Annotated in this window: 17 protein-coding genes; all 17 read right to left on the minus strand. The window is 54.7% G+C overall.

All coding sequences use genetic code 11. The annotated features are described in order from the left end of the window. Positions 1-12: 12 nt before the first annotated feature. The 17 genes from B1C80_RS20345 to B1C80_RS20425 all read right to left on the minus strand — a co-directional run bounded on the left by B1C80_RS20345 (position 13) and on the right by B1C80_RS20425 (position 20,236). Positions 13-1,191 carry an acetyl-CoA C-acyltransferase gene (locus B1C80_RS20345; RefSeq protein ID WP_077923056.1) on the minus strand — a complete coding sequence of 393 codons (1,179 nt, stop codon included), beginning with the start codon at positions 1,189-1,191 and terminating at the stop codon, positions 13-15. A gap of 200 nt (positions 1,192-1,391) precedes the next feature. Next, positions 1,392-1,946 (minus strand): NADH-quinone oxidoreductase subunit J, encoded by a 555-nt coding sequence (locus B1C80_RS20350; RefSeq protein WP_077923057.1) that lies wholly within the window; start codon positions 1,944-1,946, stop codon positions 1,392-1,394. Positions 1,947-2,052: 106 nt separating this feature from the next. Beyond that, positions 2,053-2,619, minus strand: coding sequence for an NADH-quinone oxidoreductase subunit I (locus B1C80_RS20355; protein WP_077923058.1), 567 nt, complete (start codon positions 2,617-2,619; stop codon positions 2,053-2,055). Positions 2,620-2,622: 3 nt separating this feature from the next. Continuing rightward, entirely contained in the window at positions 2,623-3,792 is a 1,170-nt protein-coding gene (nuoH, locus tag B1C80_RS20360) for an NADH-quinone oxidoreductase subunit NuoH (RefSeq protein WP_077923059.1), read from the minus strand. 92 nt (positions 3,793-3,884) lie between these two features. Then, complete coding sequence (locus tag B1C80_RS20365) at positions 3,885-4,958, minus strand: 2Fe-2S iron-sulfur cluster-binding protein (protein WP_077923060.1); 1,074 nt, start codon at positions 4,956-4,958, stop codon at positions 3,885-3,887. 65 nt (positions 4,959-5,023) lie between these two features. Beyond that, positions 5,024-6,364 carry an NADH-quinone oxidoreductase subunit NuoF gene (gene nuoF / locus B1C80_RS20370; protein ID WP_077923061.1) on the minus strand — a complete coding sequence of 447 codons (1,341 nt, stop codon included), beginning with the start codon at positions 6,362-6,364 and terminating at the stop codon, positions 5,024-5,026. A gap of 9 nt (positions 6,365-6,373) precedes the next feature. Further along, a complete protein-coding gene (nuoE, locus tag B1C80_RS20375; protein WP_077923062.1) occupies positions 6,374-6,874 on the minus strand; it encodes an NADH-quinone oxidoreductase subunit NuoE in 501 nt (166 codons plus the stop codon). Positions 6,875-6,887: 13 nt separating this feature from the next. Continuing rightward, positions 6,888-8,120 carry an NADH dehydrogenase (quinone) subunit D gene (nuoD, locus tag B1C80_RS20380; RefSeq protein WP_077923063.1) on the minus strand — a complete coding sequence of 411 codons (1,233 nt, stop codon included), beginning with the start codon at positions 8,118-8,120 and terminating at the stop codon, positions 6,888-6,890. 82 nt (positions 8,121-8,202) lie between these two features. After that, positions 8,203-8,703 carry an NADH-quinone oxidoreductase subunit C gene (locus tag B1C80_RS20385; protein ID WP_077923064.1) on the minus strand — a complete coding sequence of 167 codons (501 nt, stop codon included), beginning with the start codon at positions 8,701-8,703 and terminating at the stop codon, positions 8,203-8,205. A 99-nt stretch (positions 8,704-8,802) separates the two neighbouring features. After that, on the minus strand, positions 8,803-9,348 hold the full coding sequence (locus B1C80_RS20390; protein WP_077923065.1) for an NADH-quinone oxidoreductase subunit B: 546 nt from the start codon (positions 9,346-9,348) through the stop codon (positions 8,803-8,805). Between the two features lie 64 nt (positions 9,349-9,412). Next, complete coding sequence (locus tag B1C80_RS20395; RefSeq protein ID WP_077923066.1) at positions 9,413-9,784, minus strand: NADH-quinone oxidoreductase subunit A; 372 nt, start codon at positions 9,782-9,784, stop codon at positions 9,413-9,415. A 205-nt stretch (positions 9,785-9,989) separates the two neighbouring features. Continuing rightward, on the minus strand, positions 9,990-12,143 hold the full coding sequence (locus B1C80_RS20400) for a T9SS type A sorting domain-containing protein (RefSeq protein ID WP_077923067.1): 2,154 nt from the start codon (positions 12,141-12,143) through the stop codon (positions 9,990-9,992). A 176-nt stretch (positions 12,144-12,319) separates the two neighbouring features. Then, positions 12,320-15,289 (minus strand): T9SS type A sorting domain-containing protein, encoded by a 2,970-nt coding sequence (locus B1C80_RS20405; RefSeq protein ID WP_077923068.1) that lies wholly within the window; start codon positions 15,287-15,289, stop codon positions 12,320-12,322. A 50-nt stretch (positions 15,290-15,339) separates the two neighbouring features. Further along, entirely contained in the window at positions 15,340-16,350 is a 1,011-nt protein-coding gene (obgE, locus tag B1C80_RS20410) for a GTPase ObgE (RefSeq protein WP_077923069.1), read from the minus strand. Positions 16,351-16,393: 43 nt separating this feature from the next. Continuing rightward, the gene (locus B1C80_RS20415) at positions 16,394-16,981 is read right to left on the minus strand and encodes an adenylate kinase (RefSeq protein WP_077923070.1); all 588 of its coding nucleotides are present in this window, start codon (positions 16,979-16,981) and stop codon (positions 16,394-16,396) included. A gap of 170 nt (positions 16,982-17,151) precedes the next feature. Beyond that, entirely contained in the window at positions 17,152-18,972 is a 1,821-nt protein-coding gene (locus B1C80_RS20420) for a tetratricopeptide repeat protein (RefSeq protein WP_369822722.1), read from the minus strand. Positions 18,973-19,300: 328 nt separating this feature from the next. After that, positions 19,301-20,236, minus strand: a complete 936-nt coding sequence (locus B1C80_RS20425; protein WP_077923071.1) for a PstS family phosphate ABC transporter substrate-binding protein — start codon at positions 20,234-20,236, stop codon at positions 19,301-19,303. Between the last annotated feature and the right edge of the window lie 110 nt (positions 20,237-20,346).

A 20,346-nucleotide genomic window follows, 5' to 3' on the forward strand; every position in this document is an offset into this window, starting at 1 on the left:
GGTCGGGCCAACTTAGTTGAGTCGCTCAAAAATACCGGCCACTCCCTGTCCGCCACCCACGCAGGCCGAAACCATGCCGTAGGTTTGATCCTGACGGCGCATCTCGTTTAGCAGCTGCACGGATAGCCGGGCCCCGGTTGAGCCGAGGGCATGGCCGAGCGCAATAGCTCCTCCGTTTGGATTGATCCGGCTACGGTCGAGGTCAAGCTCCTGAATAACGGCCAGCGACTGAGCCGCGAAGGCTTCGTTCAGCTCGATCAGTTCAATGTCGTCCTGCTTAAGGCCGGCTTTTTTCAGCGCAATGGGGATAGCCGCTACCGGACCGATACCCATAATTTTGGGTTCGACCCCGGCCGATGCGTACGACATCATGCGCGCAACCGGTTTCAGGCCTAGTTCATTCACCAGCTTTTCGGACATGACCAGCACAAAAGCGGCTCCGTCGGAGGTTTGCGAGGAATTGCCGGCCGTAACAGACCCGCCAGCCGCGAAAACGGGCTTTAGCTTAGCCAGCCCTTCGGCGCTGGTATCTTTACGGGGACCTTCGTCCTGCGCTACCGTCCACTCGCGGGTCTTCTTTTTGTTACTGTCGGCGTCGAAATAGGTTTCGCTGACCTTGATGGGTACGATCTCATCGGTGAATTTGCCAGCGGCCTGGGCTGCGAGCGCTTTCTGATGCGACTCATAGGCAAATTCGTCCTGAGCGTCGCGGCTGATCCCAAACTGCTGCGCAACCTGCTCAGCCGTTAGGCCCATGCCGATATAGTAGTCAGGGTTCTGCTTGGCTATTTCGTAGTTGAGGGCGGTTTTCCAGCCCATCACCGGCACTAGCGACATCGACTCCGTACCCCCCGCAATGATGCAGTCGGCCAGACCCGCGTGGATCTTGGCAGAGGCAATCGCGATGGCCTCCAGCCCTGAGCCGCAGTAGCGGTTTATCGTAAAGCCGGGCACACTTTTCGGTAACGACAACAGCGCAATGTACCGCGCAATCTGCATGCCCTGCTCGGCTTCCGGTACGGCATTACCAACAATAAGGTCTTCTACGCGGGCCGGATCCAGATTGGGGACCTGGCTCAGCAAATGTTTGATAACCTCGGCCGCCATGTCATCGGGGCGAGTTAAGCGGAGACCACCACGCGGAGCTTTGCCCACAGCTGTGCGATATCCGGCAACAATGTATGCGTCCATGTTTGTCTAGATTACTGGTTAAGCAGGCATCTAGTCTGTTAACTAATTGCCTGGGGGAATAATTACAAACCTACACAAAATTGTTATGCAAGCATACGGTTTATGCCAGGTTTCGATCAGATGCCGGTCTGGCGGTGGGGCGGGCATAAAAAAAGCCACTCCCTAAAGAGTGGCTTAGCGCTTATGAAAAGCCTAATCGTTTAAAAATGGCGGTCGCCGGCTTCGCGTTTGCCCAGCATAACGGCGCCGACCATAGCCACCAGGAACAGGACTGACGCCAGCTCGAAGGGCAGAATATAATCGCTGTAGAGCAGGTTGCCGAGATTTTCGACCAGACCCGTTTTGGCGTCGAAGGTGGTTGCGTTCACGACCGGCACCTGCGCACTTTTGGCTCTGAAGATGGTAATGAGCATGACCATGAGTATGCCACCCACCACAACGGACGCCATTTTGGTTAGATTCGTTTTCGATTCTTCATCTTCCTTCCGCAGGTTCAGAAACATAATCGTAAACAGGAACAGAACCATGATAGCCCCGGCGTATACGATGATGTTGACGGCTGCCAGAAACTGAGCATTCAGCAGAATGTAATGCCCCGACAGACAGAAGAACGTTGCAATCAGTCCCAGTACGCTGTAGATCGGGTTACGGGCCGTTACCACGCTGATAGCACTCAACAGGGTCAGGGCGGTCAACGCCAGAAACAGGTAGCCTGTTGGCGTAAGTGTCTTGAAAAAAGTAATAGTCTCAGTCATGGACGTGTAGTCATTAATGGTCGGAGATTGTCATCGGAGATCGTCATGCGTAGCCTGCTTTTTACGTTAGCACAACCAGACTACGCATGACCCTCGCGGACAAACGCTAGGTAGCGGCCCGGGTCAGGCTCGGCTCGGTTGGGGTGGCCTGCACTTCTGAACTGGCAATACGAACGTATCGATCATCCATTTTCTCAACCAGCCGATCTTTGCCGTAGATAACCTCGTCGCGCTCCTGAAAAACCGGCACCATACGATCGTGGCGCAGGTAGACGGCCTGTTTGGGGCAGGCTTCTTCGCAGAGACCGCAGAAGATGCAGCGCAGCATGTTGATCTCGTAAACGGCCGCGTATTTTTCTTCCCGGTACAGCGATTCTTCGCCTTTTTTACGCTCGGCGGCTACCATCGAAATGGCTTCGGCCGGGCAGGCTACCGCGCAGAGGCCACAGGCCGTGCAGCGCTCGCGGCCCTGCTCGTCGCGCTTCAGCACGTGGTGACCCCGGTAAATGGGGCCGAGGTACTTCTTAACCTCCGGGTATTGTATGGTCGGCTTTTTGCGAAAGAAGTGCCGGATCGTGATGGCCAGCCCGCCAATAACGGCAGGTAGGTACATCTTTTCCGCCAGCGTCATTTCTTTATTGCTGACTTGTTTGGAGCGATTCGTGAGTTGCATCGTTTAAACTGTTTGTTGTGGTACAACAGTCCGTTTGGGAGCGCGGGCAGAAGACATCACCGCCAGCACGATCATGACAATGGCAATAAGCCAGGTCGAGTATTTGAAGTTGAACAGCAGACCGGCGCCCGTGATGACCACGTTCAGAATCGACAGCGGAATAAAGGTTTTCCAGCCCAGATTCATCAGCTGGTCGTAGCGGAAACGGGGCAGCGTCCACCGAACCCACATAAAGAAGAAAATAAAGAAGAAAATCTTGGCGAAGAACACCACGACGCCGATCAGGGTAGCTACGTTATGGCCCGCTACCGCGCCCAGTGAGTTTTCGAGCGCTCCGCCCACCAGATCCATGAACGGGTAGTGGAAGCCGCCGAAATACAGGGCCGAAATAAAGGCCGACGATACGAACATGTTGATGTACTCCGAGAACAGGTAGAACCCCAGTTTCATGGAACTGTATTCGGTATGGTAGCCACCGACCAGCTCGGTTTCGCACTCGGGCAGGTCAAACGGCGTACGGTTACACTCGGCAAAGGCGCAGGTCAGGAAAATAATGAACCCCAGCGGCTGGGTAAACACGTTCCACTCGAAGAAAGAAGCCTGCTCGTCGATGATGGCCCGCAGCGACAGCGAGCCCGTCATCATCAGGATAGCGATCAGCGACAGACCCAGCGCAATTTCGTAGCTGATATTCTGCGAAGCTGCCCGGATAGCGCCCAGCAGGGAAAATTTGTTGTTCGAGGCCCAGCCACCGACCATGATGCCATACACGCCCAGCGATACAACCCCGAAGATGTACAGCACACCAATGTTGATTTCTATGGCCTGCACCGCTACTTCATAGTTCTTACTGTCCCAGCTGAACCGGATCGTATCGCCAAACGGAATAACCGCGCTCGACATCAGCGCCGTCAGGATAGCCAGACAGGGGCCCAGAATAAACAGCCACTTGCTGGCCTGCGACGGGATAAAGTCTTCTTTGAAGAACATTTTACCGGCATCGGCAACCGGTTGCAGCAGCCCCCACGGCCCCGCCCGGTTCGGTCCGATCCGATCCTGCAGAAATGCCGCTACCTTGCGCTCGGCATAGGTCGAGTACATGGCAATGAGGAGCGTTATCCCAAATACGGCCAGGATGATAATTCCTTTAGCCGATAATATGGTTAAATCCATGTTTAGTAGGTTTCAATAGTTGGTTTACGTGTCGGCTCGGTTTGTACGGAAGGCCATACCCGTAATCCCAATCTGGTTAGTTTTCTGACAGGTTAGCTCTCTGCGGATGGCAGCTTGGCGAAACGCTCGGGTGGCAGCTGCTGAATGCTTAGCTGCGTAGTGTCGCGCTCGTCATGGATCGGTTTGTATTCGGCGGCTGCCAGACGCTGGCCAAAGCTGGGTTTGATGGCATCGGCGCGGTACTTATTGGCCGAAATCACCGATGCCCGCGATACTTTCGTTGGGCCTTCAATGGTCCAGTCGCTGGTTTTCTTGGTTTCGAACCGGCAGGTGTTGCAGATGAACTCGGTTACTTCGCTCCACTCGTTTTTGCGGGCCGTTACCCGGATTACCTCGTCGCCCCGGTACCAGAGCGTCACCTTACCCGAACAGGTTGGGCAGTCGCGGTGGGCGTCAACGGGCTTTGTGAACCAAACCCGGTTCTTAAACCGGTACGTTTTATCGGTCAGCGCCCCTACCGGACAAACGTCGATTACGTTACCGGAGAAGTCGTTGTCGATGGCTTTCTCGATATAGGTGCTGATTTCCGATGCATCGCCCCGGTTCAGTACTCCATGTACGCGCTTGTTGGTAATCTGATCGGCTGTATAGACGCAGCGGTAGCACAGGATGCAGCGCGTCATGTGCAGCTGGATATACGGGCCCAGGTCGTTTTTTTCGAACGTCCGCCGGTCTTCTTCGTAGCGGGTGGTTGCCTTGCCGTGGTCGAACGCAAAATTCTGCAGATCGCATTCGCCCGCCTGATCGCAAACCGGGCAGTCGAGCGGGTGGTTCAGCAGCAGAAACTCGACTACCCCATTCCGGGCGTCAATGACCTGCGGGTTCGTTTTGTTTTCGACAATCATACCATCCTGAACGGGGGTCAGGCAGGAGGCAACAAGTTTGGGCATTGGCCGCGGATCTTTCTCCGAGCCGGCCGCTACCCGTACCAGACAGGCGCGGCATTTACCGCCACTTCCTTTTAGCGGCTGGTAATAGCACATGGCGGGGGGCGCTACCTCCGGGCCGATTTTGCGGGCGGCCTGTAATATGGTTGTTCCCGGCTCTACCTCGACCTGAATACCGTCGATGGTAACTCTCAGCAGTTGCGGCTTTGTCTCTTCCATGTATCGTAATGCGGCCCTGAAGCCGCAGGTCAATCAGTACAGTACGGCTTCGCTGCCGTATTCTATTAAACTAAGGCCATTTCTCCGCGGTAAACGGCGCCCGGCTGGGTGGCTTCCTGCGGGTTGGTGATATGCCACATAAATTCATCACGGAAGTGGCGGATAGCACTGGCTACCGGCCAGGCTGCTGCATCGCCAAGGGGGCAGATCGTGTTGCCTTCGATCTTTCTGGCGACGTCGACCAGCAGGTCGATGTCGTGCTGGTGGCCGTGGCCGTGTTCGATCCGGTGCAGCACCTTTTCCATCCAGCCGGTGCCTTCGCGGCAGGGGCTGCACTGGCCACACGACTCGTGGTGGTAGAACCGGGAGAAATTCCAGGTGTTGCGCACGATACAGGACGTTTCGTCGAACACGATGAATCCGCCCGAGCCCAGCATAGTACCTGTAGCAAACCCACCGTCCGACAGCGACTCGTACGACATCAGTCGTTTTTCGCCGTTGGCCAGGGTCAGCGCGAGGTTAGCGGGCAGAATCGGCACTGATGAGCCACCCGCCACGAGGGCTTTGAACTTATGGCCCGGCCGGATACCGCCACACCATTCGTCGGCATAGATAAAATCTTCGACCGGAACGCCCAGCTCGATTTCGTACACGCCCGGCTTGTTGATATGACCCGACGCCGAAATCAGTTTGGTGCCCGTGCTGCGACCAATGCCAATACCCGCGTAGGCATCGCCCCCGTTGTTAACGATCCAGGCTGTGGTGGCAATAGACTCGACGTTGTTAACCACCGTTGGTGACTGATACAGGCCTTTGACGGCCGGGAAGGGCGGCTTGTTCCGCGGATTACCCCGTTTCCCTTCGAGTGATTCGAGCAGGGCCGTTTCTTCACCACAGATGTAAGCTCCGCCACCGGGCTGAACAACCAGCTCAAGGTCGTAGCCACTACCCAGAATATTTTTACCCAGGAATCCCTTCGCTTTTGCTTCGGCGATGGCTTTTTCGAGGATATGAATGACGTACATCAGCTCTCCGCGTACGTAGATGAATGACTTGTTGGCCCCAAGCGCAAACGACGAAATAATCATTCCCTCGATGAGCAGGTGCGGGATGTTTTTCATCAGGTAGTGATCCTTGAACGTACCCGGCTCCGACTCATCGGCGTTGCAGACGAGATAACGCGGAACGCCCTCCGGCTTCGCCAGGAAGCTCCACTTCATGCCCATCGGGAAGCCTGCACCGCCCCGACCCCGAACCCCCGCCTTTTTCACTTCCTCGACAACGGCCTCCGGCGTCATCGTTTTCAGCGCTTTTTCAACGGCCGTATAGCCGCCCTGCTTCCGGTATACATCGAAGGTTTCGATGCCGGGAACGTTGATATGTTCAGTTAATATCTTGGTAGCCATGTGTGGGTTTTATTTCGACAGTTCGTCAATGATTTCGTCCACGCGCTCGTTAGTCAGGTGCATGTAATATTTTTCCCGGATCTGGAATACCGGCCCCATGCCACAGGCCGCCAGACATTCTACTTCTTTCAGGGTAAACTGCCCGTCGACGGTTGTCTGACCGGTATCGATGCCCAGCCGTTGCTTTAGGTGAGCGTATACCTCTTCGCCCCCCATCAGGCAGCACGGGCCCGTCCGGCAGTATTCGATCACGTGCTTACCAACCGGCTGGAGGTGGTACATCGTATAGAACGACGCCACCTCGTATACTTCGATGGGTTCGATATCGAGCAGACTCGCCACGTAATCCATGCCTTCGGGGCTGGTCCAGCCTTCCTGCTCCTGCAGCAGATGCAGCAGGGGAAGCAGCGCTGACTTTTGTTTTCCTTCGGGATAACGGGCAATGATTTCCTGCACCTTGGCCAGCCGCTCCGGTGTGAATTGTATGGTGGGTTTGCTCTCGGTTGTCATAGGTATCCGTAAATTAAGCGTCTAACTCGCCCGCAATCACGTTCATGCTACTCATGATTACGATGGCGTCGGAAAGAGTAAGGCCTTTACACATCTCGGGATAGGCCTGGTAATAAATGAAACACGGACGGCGGAAGTGCAGCCGGTACGGTGCGCGGCCCCCATCGCTGATGAGGTAGAAGCCCAGCTCCCCGTTGCCGCCTTCTACGGCGTGATACACTTCACCTATCGGTGCATCAATTTCGCCCATCACAATCTTGAAGTGATAGATGAGCGCTTCCATGTTCTTGTAAACCTCCTGCTTGGGCGGCAGGTAGTACTGCGGAGCGTCGGCAAAATGGGGTCCTTCGGGCAGGTTGTTGATGGCCTGCTCTATAATCCGCAGACTCTGCCACATTTCTTCATTACGGACCATAAACCGGTCGTAAGTATCACCACTCTGGCCAACGGGAATATCGAATTCGAAGTCCTGATACGACGAATACGGATTCATGACCCGCACGTCGTAGTCCACACCGGCCGCCCGGAGGTTCGGACCCGTGAAGCCGTAGCTCAGTGCCCGCTCGGCCGTAATACCGCCTACGCCCACTACACGGTCCATAAAGATCCGGTTGCGGTTGAAGAGGTTTTCGAACTCGGTCAAGACTTTCCGGAATCGCGGAATCAGTTCTTTGATCTTACGGATGGCGGTAGGCGACAGGTCGCGCTCCATACCGCCGATGCGACCCATATTGGTGGTCAGGCGGGCTCCGCAGACTTCTTCGTAGATTTCGTAAATGTTTTCGCGCTCCTGGTAGATGTACAGGAAGCCCGTAAAGGCACCCGTATCAACGCCCAGAATACCATTACAGATCAGGTGGTCGGCCAGACGGGCCAGCTCCATCATGATAACCCGGATGTACTGAGCCCGCTTGGGTACGTCAACACCAAGCAGTTTCTCCACCGTCATGTGCCAGCCCATGTTGTTGATGGGCGACGAGCAGTAGTTCATCCGGTCGGTCAGGGTCGTAATCTGATAGAAAGGTCGCCGTTCGGCAATTTTCTCGAACGCCCGGTGAATGTACCCAATCGTCTGCTCGCCCGATACGATTTTTTCCCCGTCCATCTGCAGCACGTTCTGGAAGATGCCGTGGGTGGCGGGGTGCGTTGGGCCGAGGTTGAGCGTCGTCAACTCATTGACGTACTGAACCGGTCCCTGTTCGGCAGGCAGGTTCTTCTTGGCTATATCTAGTTCTTCAGAAACCATGGGTAATTGAGTGAGTGGGCGATTGAGTGATTGAGTGAGAGGCAAACGCGACTCCACACTCAATCACTCAATCACTCAGTAGTTATCGTCCAAACAAAGCGTCAATCTTGTCCTCGCGCGTGGCGTCTTCGAGCGGGTACTCCTTGCGCATGGGGTGATAATCCATCTCCTCCATGTTCAGGATCCGGCGCAGGTCGGGGTGCCCATCGAAGATGACGCCGAACAGGTCGAAGGTTTCGCGCTCCATCCAGTTGGCGCTCGCAAACAGGGGCGTCAGCGTGGGAATATGAATATCGTCTTCGGCCAGATACACCTTGATTCGCAGCCGGAAGTTGTTGACGAGGCTGTGCAGGTGGTACACAACGCAAAACTCCCGACCGGCCGAGTCAGGATAATGTATAGCCGTGATGTCGGTCAGAAAGCTAAACTGGTAGGTCGTATGCTCGTTCAGGAACCGAACCAACGGAACGATCTGGTCGCGGCTGGCGGTGAAGGTTAACAGGTCGAACGGATCGTCGAACTCACCGACGGCTTCTCCAAATTGATTGATGATGGTCTGCGCAACTTCTTCGTTGGTCAGCATTTCTGGCAGTGGGTGAATGAGCGAAAAACCGGGCTGGGAGGCTGAGTCGGCGCGTGATAGGACCACACGGAGCCGCTCGACAGCCCGATCGGGCGCTGTTTATTGAATGCTATACGAATTGAGCAACTTCTGGTACTCTTCGGTATTTCGCCGACGCAGCGATTCATTCTTGGCCAGCTCCTGCACCTGCATGACGCCGTCCAGAATCTGTTCGGGGCGAGGGGGGCAGCCCGGCACGTACACGTCGACGGGAATAATCCGGTCGATACCCTGCAATACGCTGTAGGTATCAAAAATACCACCGCTCGACGCACAGGCACCGATGGCAATGACCCAGCGTGGTTCGGCCATCTGCAGATAGACCTGCTTCACCACGGGCGCCATTTTCTTGGCAATCGTGCCGGCTACCAGCAGCATATCGGCCTGGCGTGGCGAGAAGCTGGGCCGCTCCGAACCGAACCGGGCCAGATCATAATGCGAAGCCATGGTCGACATGAACTCGATGCCACAGCAGGAGGTCGCAAACGGCAACGGCCAGAGCGAATTGGCGCGGGCCAGACCAATGATTTTATCGAACGAAGTAGCCGAAAATCCAGGTCCGTCGTAACTCGCCGGAGCCTCGGCCAATTTGATGTCAGTTGCCATACATTACGTTGCAGTTAGTTACTGTAACAACGAATAAATATGTTTGAAAATTCATTTATTGGCCTTATTCCCACTTCAATACGCCCTTACGGATGATGTAGTAGAAACCAGCCAGCAACAGTCCCATAAAAAGAACCATTTCGATAAAGCCGGTCATGCCCAGCCCTTTGAAGTTAACGGCCCATGGGTACAGGAAAATTACCTCCACGTCGAACAGAACGAACAGGATGGCAATCAGGAAATACTTGATGGAAATCGGCGTGCGGGCATCTCCCTGAACAGGAATACCACACTCGAACGGATCGTCCTTTTTCACACTGTTCCGCTTGGGGCCGATCGAGTGCGTTACAATCATCGTTGTAACGATAAATCCCAAGGCTAAGCCCAGCTGAATCAGCACCGGCAGATAGTCGGCAGGCACGTAGGTTGTATCCATATAATTTATTGATAGAGAACCCTGCAAAGGTAGTGATAAAACTATTAAGCGTTGTGCTTCACAACCGCCAACAAACGCAGCGAATAGTCTTCCAAAGATACGACACCAGCGCTGTTTACGCAATTACAGCGCCCCGCTGATCGGTGAAGAAACACGAAACGCCCTCCGGTTAGGGAAGGCGTTTCGGCATTTGTACAGGATCGGCTTAGCGATTGATGATTACCCGCTGCGACACGTCGAAACCCGCCGATCGGACCCGGATGATATAAACACCCTGCGACAGGCTCGATAAGTCGACGGATTTGCGTTCGTCGAGTATGGGAACAACCGTTCCGAAGATTCGACGGCCCATCAGCGAGAACACCTGAACATCGGCATTACGCAGGTTTTCGGCCGTTTCGATCGTTACCTTACCGTCGCTCGATGGGTTCGGGTAAACGGTCAGCCCGCCGTTCGACAGGTCGAATACAAAAGGCTTGGGCGCGCTGAAATCCGAGGTGCAGGTCAGGTTACTGGTTCCCAGAACGTAGTTGGTCCGGGCCCGCACAGCATAGTCGGCCGACACGACGACTTTAACGGTTGCCGTATTCTGAGGGAGAAGCTGGTTGGCCCGTCGCCAGTCGAACAGATCTGACTGGCCTCCCGTGGGTGCTGGTAATACCGCCTGCAGGGTATAGGCCCCCACTTGCTCGATGGTAGGCACGGCCGGCTTCTGCCGTACGGTCAGGCTGACGGACGACGACTGGCCGGAGCGGCAGCCGTACACGTTGACGGCCTGTAGTGAATAGTTGCCAGCCTGAGTCAGACGGATATTCGGGGTGGTGGCTCCGTTGCTCCAGACGGCCATGCTATTGGTAGCGGTATTGGCCACGAGTGTTAATGACGAATCGGAACAGACCTGCAGCTGACTGCTGGCGGGCCGCCCTTCCTGCCCCGACACCGAGATGGTTGGGGTAGTCGGCTGAATGGTTCCCTGCACATCGATAACCGGCGAGAGGTACGTGTTCCCGTTGCGGTCTTTGAGCGTTGCTCGATAGACACCCGGCTGCGTCACGTTGATGGTTCGGCCAGTTTGTCCGGTATTCCAGCTGTACGACTGGTAGAGGTTGGGCAGCGTTACGGTCAGGGCGTTGTTGCCGCTGGCGCAGGTTACCGTAGCGGCCGGCGGAGGCAGTGGCGGGAGGGGTCTCGAACTGGCGAAGAATACGGAGTTCAGACTTTCAAACCAGGCCTGGCCCAGTTGCCGCAGCCCATCGCCCCCGAAGTGTACTTCACCCTCGTAGCGGGGTACCTGGATATTATCCGTAAAAGGACCGGCAAATACGTTGTTGTTGAAGGTGTTGATAACGTCGTTCTGCGCCTGGATAATGTCCTGACTGACTTTGCCGGTATTGTACGAAGACCGCGCCAGTACCCAGGCCGGATAACGCTCGGTATCGGAGCGGGTCTTGTTGACCAGATACTGCATGTCGCGACCGTAGGCCTGCCGGGTCGAGTTAAGCGGCACGTTGTCGTTTTCGCCCTGCTGCCAGAGCACGGCCCGCAGGCCCTGTAGCGAACAGTAATAACGAAGGGCAATTACCAGGTTGGCATAGGGCATTCCCGGCGGAAAATTCTCGTTGGGCGTTCCGAGCGCAAAAATGTTTTTAGTGATCTGCCCGTCGGCACTTTCGCGCCAGTTTTTGATGACGGTAGCCTGCCAGGCGGTATTGATGAACAGCACCGGAACCTGGTACTGTCGGGCAATCAGGTCGCCGAGTACGCCCCAGCACCAGGCGCTTTGGCCGCGGGGCCCAATGAGGGAGGTGGCGCTCAGTTGCTGAAAGGTCGGCGCTGGCGGATCGTTGAGCGAGTTGGCCGTTGTGTTGTCGTAGGTAACGCAGTTGACCCGGTCGTCTGAAGCGCCGGTAGCGCCAAAGTTCTGGAAGCCCTGCGCGTTGGATTGGCCGGTGATGATAAACACCTCGCCTACGCCGACCTTCCGAACTACGTCGGAGCCAACCAGTACCCCTTTGTAGAAAGCCTGCGCTTCGAGCCGATACCAGCCGCCCCGCACCCGGATAGCGCCCTGAAACAGACCTCCCTGAACGTTTCGCTGAATCGTTACCCAGTCGGTATTTACCCCTTGCCCGGCCGCTTCGGCCTGAACCCGCGCCTGAACGCTGTCGACGGGCTGGTAATAGTTACCCGACAGAAAAATAGTGCTTGTATTGTCGTTCTCCCGCTGAAAAACGGCCCGGCTCTCGGGATAGGTGATTTTGATACTCTGCCCAAAGGTGGGTATCCACTGTAACCCCACCAGTGCCAGCATCAAACTGCCCGTTACCAGTACTCTCTGTAGAAAATAATGCTTATTCATTCGATGCCTGTAAGCGGCCATTTCTGCTGTTCACCTGCTAGACTATATACTTACCAGCCAATTCACAGCAAAAATCAGACCCTGTTCAATCTATGGCCTTCCGGGAAATGCGTATCCCGGTAAAATGCAAAAATAAGGCTAATTTCAATGATTGAACGGTCAGTTTGGCAATAATATTACAAGCCTAGAATAATTCGTTTTGAAACGTCGAGGTCGGCTGCCTGCAGGCGTAATACGTAACTACCCGATGGAACACCCGTTAATTCGAGCTGCTTACGCTCATCGAACAGGGGAACCCTATACGTTGAGATAAGTTGTCCCGTCAGCGAGTACAGCGTTACTGACACATTGGAGTGGTTTTCCAGCGTTTCGAGTACCACTCTCTTGTCAGGGCTGGGGTTAGGATAAATACTGACGCCCCCGTTGCTAAGGTCGATCGTAAACGATAGCGGAGCCGACGGCAGGGAGAAACAGGTTAGCGAGTTTGAGTAGACGATCGACGCCCGCGCAGTATAGTTGCCGGCCTGATTGGCCTTGATGATGCCCGTCTGTACGGCCAGCGAATCAGCATCCCGGCGCCAGCGGAACTCGGTGCCATTGGTCGAGCTTACGGCTTCGAGGGTATAGGTACCAATCTGATTGATGGATGGTGCCGGCGGTAACGGACGGGTTGCCACGGTCAGACTACCGGCCTGAGCCGATATACAGCCGTTTACGTCCCGTACGCGTGCCGAATAACCACCGGGCTGGCCGGTCGTGATGCTGGCTGTAGAATCGCCGGTGCTCCAGAAAACGGTGAAGGGACCATCGACGCGCAGGGTGATCCGGTCGCCTTCGCAGATGGTTGATGGCTTATTGGTCAGGATGGTTGGTGTAGCGGGTAATGGGTTGGCCCGTACAACGATAATGGGTGAATAGGGCGACAGGCAACCGTTCTGATCGCGAGCCTGTACGGCATAGTTGCCGCTTGAGCTAACCGTGATCGACTTGTCGGTCTGGCCGCTGGCCCAAACCACCTCAAAGGGGCTGGTCGAGTTCAGCGTCACCCGGTTGCCTTCGCAGAAGGTAGTTGGGCCAGCCGCCGTAACCGTGGGGGTGGGCGGCAGCGGGTTGACCGATACGGTGATTATATCTGAGTTGACCGAAGCACAGCCAAACTGATTGCGTACCTGTAGCGAGTAATTGCCGGACTGGTTTACCGTAATGGCGCGGGTTGTCTGGCCGTTGCTCCAGGTGTAGGCGGTATTTTCCTGAGACGTCAGCGTTACGTTTCGGTCGGCGCAGAATGTGGTCGGACCGTTGGTCGTAACGGTCGGTTTGGCGGGTACCGGATTGGCGGTTACCGCAATGGTATTCGACGCGAAGGACGTACAGCCGTTCTGGTCGGTAACGGTCAGGAAATAGTTGCCCGATGTGCCCACCGTAATGGCTTTATCCCGCTGGCCGGAGCTCCAGTTGTACTGAACATTATCGCTGCTGGCCCGTAATACGGTATTGTCGCCCTGACAGAACGTAGTGGGTCGTTCGTTCGCCACGGTGGGGGTGGCCGGGAGCGGGTTGACCGACAGGTTGATGGTATTTGAGGTGAAGGTACAGCCACTCACGTCGGCATAGCGAACCGAGTAGGCCCCGGCCGTCGATGTGCTGAAGGTGCGGCTGGTGGTTCCGGTATTGTCGCCACCTCTGAACCAGCTAACATTGTCGTAATTGGCAGTCAGCGCCAGACTACTGCCAATACAGATAGACGGCGGTCGGTTATCCGCAACGGCTGCGACGGGAGCATCGGATATGCGTACCTGTCCGGAGAAGTATGTGTTGCCCAGGGCATCTTTAATTTTTGCCTGATACAGGCCCGCACCCCGGGTAATGCTACGCCCGGTTTCGCCCGACGTCCACTGAACGGTTGGGAAATCGCCGTTGACCGTAACGGTCAGGTTATTGTTCGACGCGCAGGCTACCGACAGGGTCGGGGCTGCGGCCGGTCCAATGGGGTTGGCCTGCTGAAAGAACGCATCGGTCATGCTATTGTTCCAGGCATTGGCTACCTCAACCAGGCCGTCGTTGTCGAAGTGAACACCTTCGATGTCGTTGAGCGGAGGGCGCAGACGGGGTACCTGGATGTTATCCGTATTGGGGCCGGCGAATACGTTGGCTGTTGATGCGATCACCTGATTCTGAGCCGCAATGATGGTTGGATTGCTCAGGCCGATGTAATCGCCATACGTAGCCCGGGCCACCATCCAGGGTACGTTTCGGCCAAAATCCTGACGGCTCTGACTGATTACGATCTGTAGCTGACTTACGTAGAAGCTCTGCTGCGACTTGATCAGGTTATCGGCTTCGCCCTGATGCCACAGTACAGCCCGGCAACCCAGGGTGTTGGCGTAGTACTGAAGCGCAATTTTCAGGTTGATATACGGCTGACGGGCTGGGTAAGGGTCGCCGTTATAAACGCCGTAGGCGATACCACCATCGGGAGCGCTCTGGCTCCAGTTCTGCACGGCGGTTCCGGTAAAGGCTGCATTGAAGAACATGACCGGCACCCGGAGCCGCTTCACCAAAATATCGCCGAGCTGGCCCCAGCACCAGCTGCCCGTACCACGCGGAGCAATGGTAAAACCCGGCGAGTTGTCCAGCCGCGTAAATTCGGGTTTGGGCGGGTCGTTCGGAAATCCATTGTCAGGATACCGGTAGTTGACACAGTTGACGAGATCATTACCGGGATTAGGAGCACTCTGGTGAACCCCCTGCGCGTTTGACTGGCCCGCAATGACAAATACTTCTCCAATACCTACCCGTTCGACCTGCGCAGTACCCACCTGCTGGTCGCCACTCATGCCGCGCACTTCCAGGTTGTACCAGCCACCCTGTCCGGCCAGATCACCGGCAAAGACGCCACCTGTCGGGTTTCCCTGAATGGTACGCCAGTCGGTAGAACTGCCAACACCATCCCGCGCAATGAGCCGGGCTTCTACCCGTGTGATGGGAGTGGTATAATAGCCGGAGACCCGAATGGTAGCCTGGTTCGCGTTATTACGCTGAAACACCGCCCGTGTGGTCGGGAACGAAATCTGAATCTGAGCTATCGTTGCAAGCGGAATAAACAGGCAAACCGTCAGAACAAACGCTACGGATAAGTTCTTCATAAGTAGTTAAAATGGCCAGTTGGCAGCCAGCCATATTGATTGAGAGTAAATCAGGTTGCTTCAGCTGTTGTTGTCAGATTTTGCCAGATAAGATCTTTCAACTCTGTGAGGCCGCGCTGGCTAACTGAGGATATAAACGTGACCGGCACTTTTTTCGGTAAATCTTCTTTCAGAAGCGCCAGGGCTTCTTCATTTTCCAATAAGTCAATCTTGGTAATGGCCAGCAGCCGCTTTTTATCCATTAACTCCGGATTGTAAGCGTGTAGCTCATCGAGCAGCGTATTATACTCCTGTCGAATGTTGTCGCTGGTAGCCGGTACCAGAAATAGCAGGATCGAGTTTCGCTCGATATGACGCAGGAAACGCAGTCCCAGCCCTTTACCCTGTGAGGCTCCTTCAATAATACCCGGAATGTCGGCCATTACGAATGATTTGAAGTCTCTGTATGCTACGACCCCTAAATTGGGGACAAGCGTTGTAAATGGATAGTCGGCAATTTCGGGCCGGGCTGCCGAAACAGCTGACAAAAGGGTAGACTTACCGGCGTTGGGAAAGCCCACCAGCCCTACGTCGGCCAGTAGTTTCAGTTCCAGAACCACCCAGGCTTCCTGCCCGGCCTCGCCCGGCTGGGCATAGTGCGGAGCCTGCTGGGTGGCTGATTTAAAGTGGTCGTTACCCAACCCGCCCCGGCCGCCCGGCAGCAGAATCAGTTCCTGACCCTCTTCGGTTATCTCGGCCAACTTTTCGCCGGTGTCCGGATCGCGGGCAATGGTTCCCAGCGGTACTTCCAGAAAAACATCTTCGCCCTGCTGGCCGCTCCGACGGCCACCTTCGCCGGCTGTACCGTTCTCGGCTTTGACGTGTTTCCGGTATTTAAGGTGGAGCAATGTCCAGAGTTGGGCATTGCCTTTCAGGATAATGTGCCCGCCACGGCCCCCATCGCCCCCGTCAGGACCACCTTTAGGAACGTGCTTTTCGCGCCGAAAGTGAACCGAACCTGCACCGCCTGCTCCCGAACGGCAGTTTATTTTAACGTAGTCAATGAAGTTTGATGAAGCCATACGAGTTGCTTTCCTGAACTTAAGACCGATCAGGTTAGCGGGGTCACGCTGTTTTTGCAACAGCTGTTTCAATATTCTGGCAGATCAATTCAAAAATTTCGCTGATCTCACCAATGCCATCAACGGCTATGTATTTCTGTTGCTGGTTATAGTAATCGGCTACGGGCGCGGTTTCGCTGTTGTATACGCTAACGCGTCGGCGGGCCGTTGTTTCGTCCCGATCGTCGGGTCTGCCTGAGGTTTCTCCCCGTTTCAGTAGTCGGCGAATCAGTTCGGCATCATCAACAACCAGCGCAATCATGGTGGTGATCTGCGTATTGTACTGAGCCAGTAGCCGATCGAGCGCCTGCGCCTGCGGCACTGTTCTCGGAAAACCGTCGAAAATAAAGCCGGCGGCATCCTGATTCTCCCGGAGTTTATAGTCGATCATGCCGATCACCACTTCGTCTGGTACCAACAGGCCCTGGTCCATCAACTGCTTAGCCCGCATGCCCAGCTCCGTACCGGCTGCAATCTGCGAGCGGAGAAGATCTCCTGTAGACAGATGTACTAAGTTGTATTTCTGAATTAACTTTTCACTTTGGGTACCTTTTCCGGCACCCGGTGGGCCAAACAGTACAAGGTTAAGCATACGGCCTTACGGGGTAGTGTCGTTCTGTAAAAAATTGCGCCCGCAAAGTTACGATAGCCCCTTAGAAAATAATAACCTACACGCTTCAGCGCCAAGGGTATTTATTTTCTGGATAAAGAAAAAGGCGCAGACAACTTGCCTGCGCCTTTTTCTTTATGTATGTAAGCGGACTACTTACTGGCCGAACTCTTCTTGGCTGGTGCTTTCGTAGCCGGTTTTGCACCCGGTCGGGTCGTTGGCGTCGGAGCTACCTTAGGTCCTTCCAGCGCCTTCTTCACGTCTGCATCATTCGGATTCAGCTCCAGTACCTTGTCGAAATATTCTTTCGCTTTGGCATCATCCTTCTTGGCTATGTTGAAGCCTGCCAGTGCCTTGTAGGCAGTGATCAGGTAACGCTTATAATCCGTTTTGTCCGTTGAATCAGGTGCGGTGGCCTGCTCAATGAACTTCTGGTAAATCGGCGTAGCTGCTTCGCCAGCCTTGATCGGATCGGTAGCGTTGGCGTAGTAAATCGACTGAGCGCGGTAGTAATAAGCCAGCGGATACTTCTTGCCGTCTGCTTCGATCTTCTGCGACATCTGCGCGAAGGCTGAATCGGCACGCAGGTAGTACGATTGCTTCACCTGCGGAATCGAAGCCGAATCGACCGGAGCGGCCAGGCTATCCCGACCTACACGCGGAGCATACTGGTAGTTAGCCAGACCCAGCCACAGGTAGTCATTGTTCTGCGGTTTTTTGTCGTTCTGGATCGTTTTGGTGTAGTAGGCAGCCGCCTTGTCGTACCGCTTCATATCGTAGTATTTCTTAGCGATATCGCGATACAGGTTCTCGGTCGTATCCTGCGTAGCTGCTTTTTCCAGGTTCACAATGCTCAGCGAGTCTGCTTCCGGGGTGTTCAACAAGCCGTACGAACGGCCCAGATACTTGTAATCGTCATAGATTACCTTGTTGGGAGCCGACGAGATAAACCGGTTCAGCGCGTCTACCGACTGCTGGGGCTGGTTCAGGCCATAGTAAGCCCAACCGTACATCCGGTCAGCGATCGGGTTGTTCACCTTACCTTTCAGCTGATCGAGGTAGGTGGTAGCCCCCTGATAATCCTGGGCCAGGAAGCGATAACGAGCTACGTCGAGCAGGCGCTCAGGGTCGTTCGTGCCGCTTTTCTGTACGTACAGCTCATAGTTCTGGGCTGCACTCTTATAGGCCCTTGAGTTAGCCAGCGCATCGGCGTAAGCCAGATAGGTCGGAGCAAACTCAGGATCATTCTGGATAGCCAGCTTAAAGTACTCCTGCGCTTTGGTATAGTTTTTACCACGCAGGTAAAGCCGACCAATTTTGTAATTAGCTTCAGCCAGGTTCGGGCTAACGGCCAGCGCGTTCTCGTATTTCGTGATGGCGTTACCACCGTCATTTTTCAGGAAATACGCGTCGCCCAGCAACATTTCGATCTCGGCGTTCTCATTCTTCTTGTCTTTCTCGTCAGCAATGGTCAGCAGACGCAGAGCCTCGGCCGGATCATTGGTTTCAGAAAGCGTATACATTTCACCAGCACGAATCAGAACATCCTGGTTCTTGCTTTTAGTTTGTGAAACAGCATTGTCGATCAGGGTTTTAGCCGTCGCACGGTCTTTCTTCGCCAGCGCAACCCCGGCCAGACCAACATTATTGAGCTGGTTTTTACCGTCGGCCGCTGCGCCTTTCTCGAAAGCAGCCTTTGCTTTATCAATCTGACCGGTACGCAGGTAGAAATAGCCGAGGTAGAACTGGTTGTCGGCCGTAGGGGCACTCGATGCCAGTTGGGTCAGCGTTTGCTCCGCTTTCGGGAAACGGTCAGCTTCTATGTCCTTTAGCGCTGTCTGAACATCCTGCGCTACCACCGGAGCAGTTAAGGACGCTCCTGCGAACAAGATGGTGAACAGCAGTTTTTTTGGGGTGTTCATCATGTATTTCAGGTTGGTAATGGGAAAAAGTACTTCGTGTTTAGTTAACATAAGGCAAAACTAAAAAATTGCACACAAACCGAAAAACTTAGACTTAGTTTGTCTATTTAGTTGAGTTGCCAAACAATAGACTGTTTTCCGAGCAAAAGGTTTGACTTACCGATTAAACGTCAAGAACAATAGCCTCAGAAGCCAGAAATCCACTTTTTAAGTAAGAGCCGATGTGCCGGTCAGCTGGCTTTCTACTGGCTCCATTTTCGAGAAACCTAGTATTCCAGCTGATGATAAAAAGGGTGATTTTCCACATCGACCCGCCAGAAGCCGATCCGTCAACCTACAACTTGGGGCCCCTGGGGCCATCCATCCTGAGGCTCTCCGACTATGACTTTTTCAGATTAATCTCGCGGTTATACGGGATCGTAGGCCAAAGTCCAAGTTTGTAAATGATCAGCGAACCGGCATCCCGCGCCACATAGTTTATCAGGCCTCCGCCCAAACCCGGATGGGCTTCCCGGCTAAGTACGTAAACCGGCCGACGGAGTGGGTAGCGCAACATACCCAGATCTTCCTGAAACGGCTGATAATAATCAGACCGCTGCGTAGGGTTGGGCTTGTCAGAGACTCCCACAACTCGCAGATCGCGCGACAATTCAGCCGTAAGGGGTTCGTCGCCATCGCTGATCCAGTTCACACCGATAAAACCGAGGGCCGACGGATTTTTACGAACAAAATCGATGACCTCTCGGTTCGATCGGGTCGTGAAGATGCGTAGTTTACTTACGTCGCTTATGTTGAATTTAGTCAGTATCGATGCCAGGTTACTGGAGTTGTTGTTGTCGAACACCAGCGTAATCGGGCTGGACTGGTTTCCGCCTTTCAGCTGCGACCAGTCTTTTATCTGACCCAGGAAAAGGCGCTGCAGTTCGTTCATGGTCATCAGGCTATCGGTATTGGCCCGGTTGATGATCAGCGCTACGCCGTCGGTGGCAATCTTGGTCGTACTGCCTTTGATCTTCAGTTGGTTAAGTACGCCCCGCTCGTTCGGTTTTAGCGTCCGGGTGGTAAAGGCAATCCGGGCGCTGTCGCGGAGCATCATGTTGATGGCTTCCTGTTCTGGTCTGAAAACGATTTTGAAATGCGCGTCGGGGTAGATTCCGGCGTAGGCGGAGGTCAGCTGCGTAACCAGTGGGCGAAACGATTCGTCAGCCGCCACGGTAATGGTGCCCCGTGCCGGATTGTCGAGCTTGGTGGCTTCGTTCGTACAGCCGAACAGCATCGTCAGGAATCCGCCCAGCCAAAGAAGGTGCTTAATCATGTCCCTGAAAACGTTGATAGGCGCGATAGGCCCTGAAAATACCATAAATAAGCAACAGTGTGGCCATTCCGTACCGGAGAGGTCCCGGTTCAGGGAACACGCCAAAAGAC

This window comes from Spirosoma sp. 209 (assembly GCF_002006735.1).
GTDB classification, from domain to species: domain Bacteria; phylum Bacteroidota; class Bacteroidia; order Cytophagales; family Spirosomataceae; genus Spirosoma; species Spirosoma sordidisoli.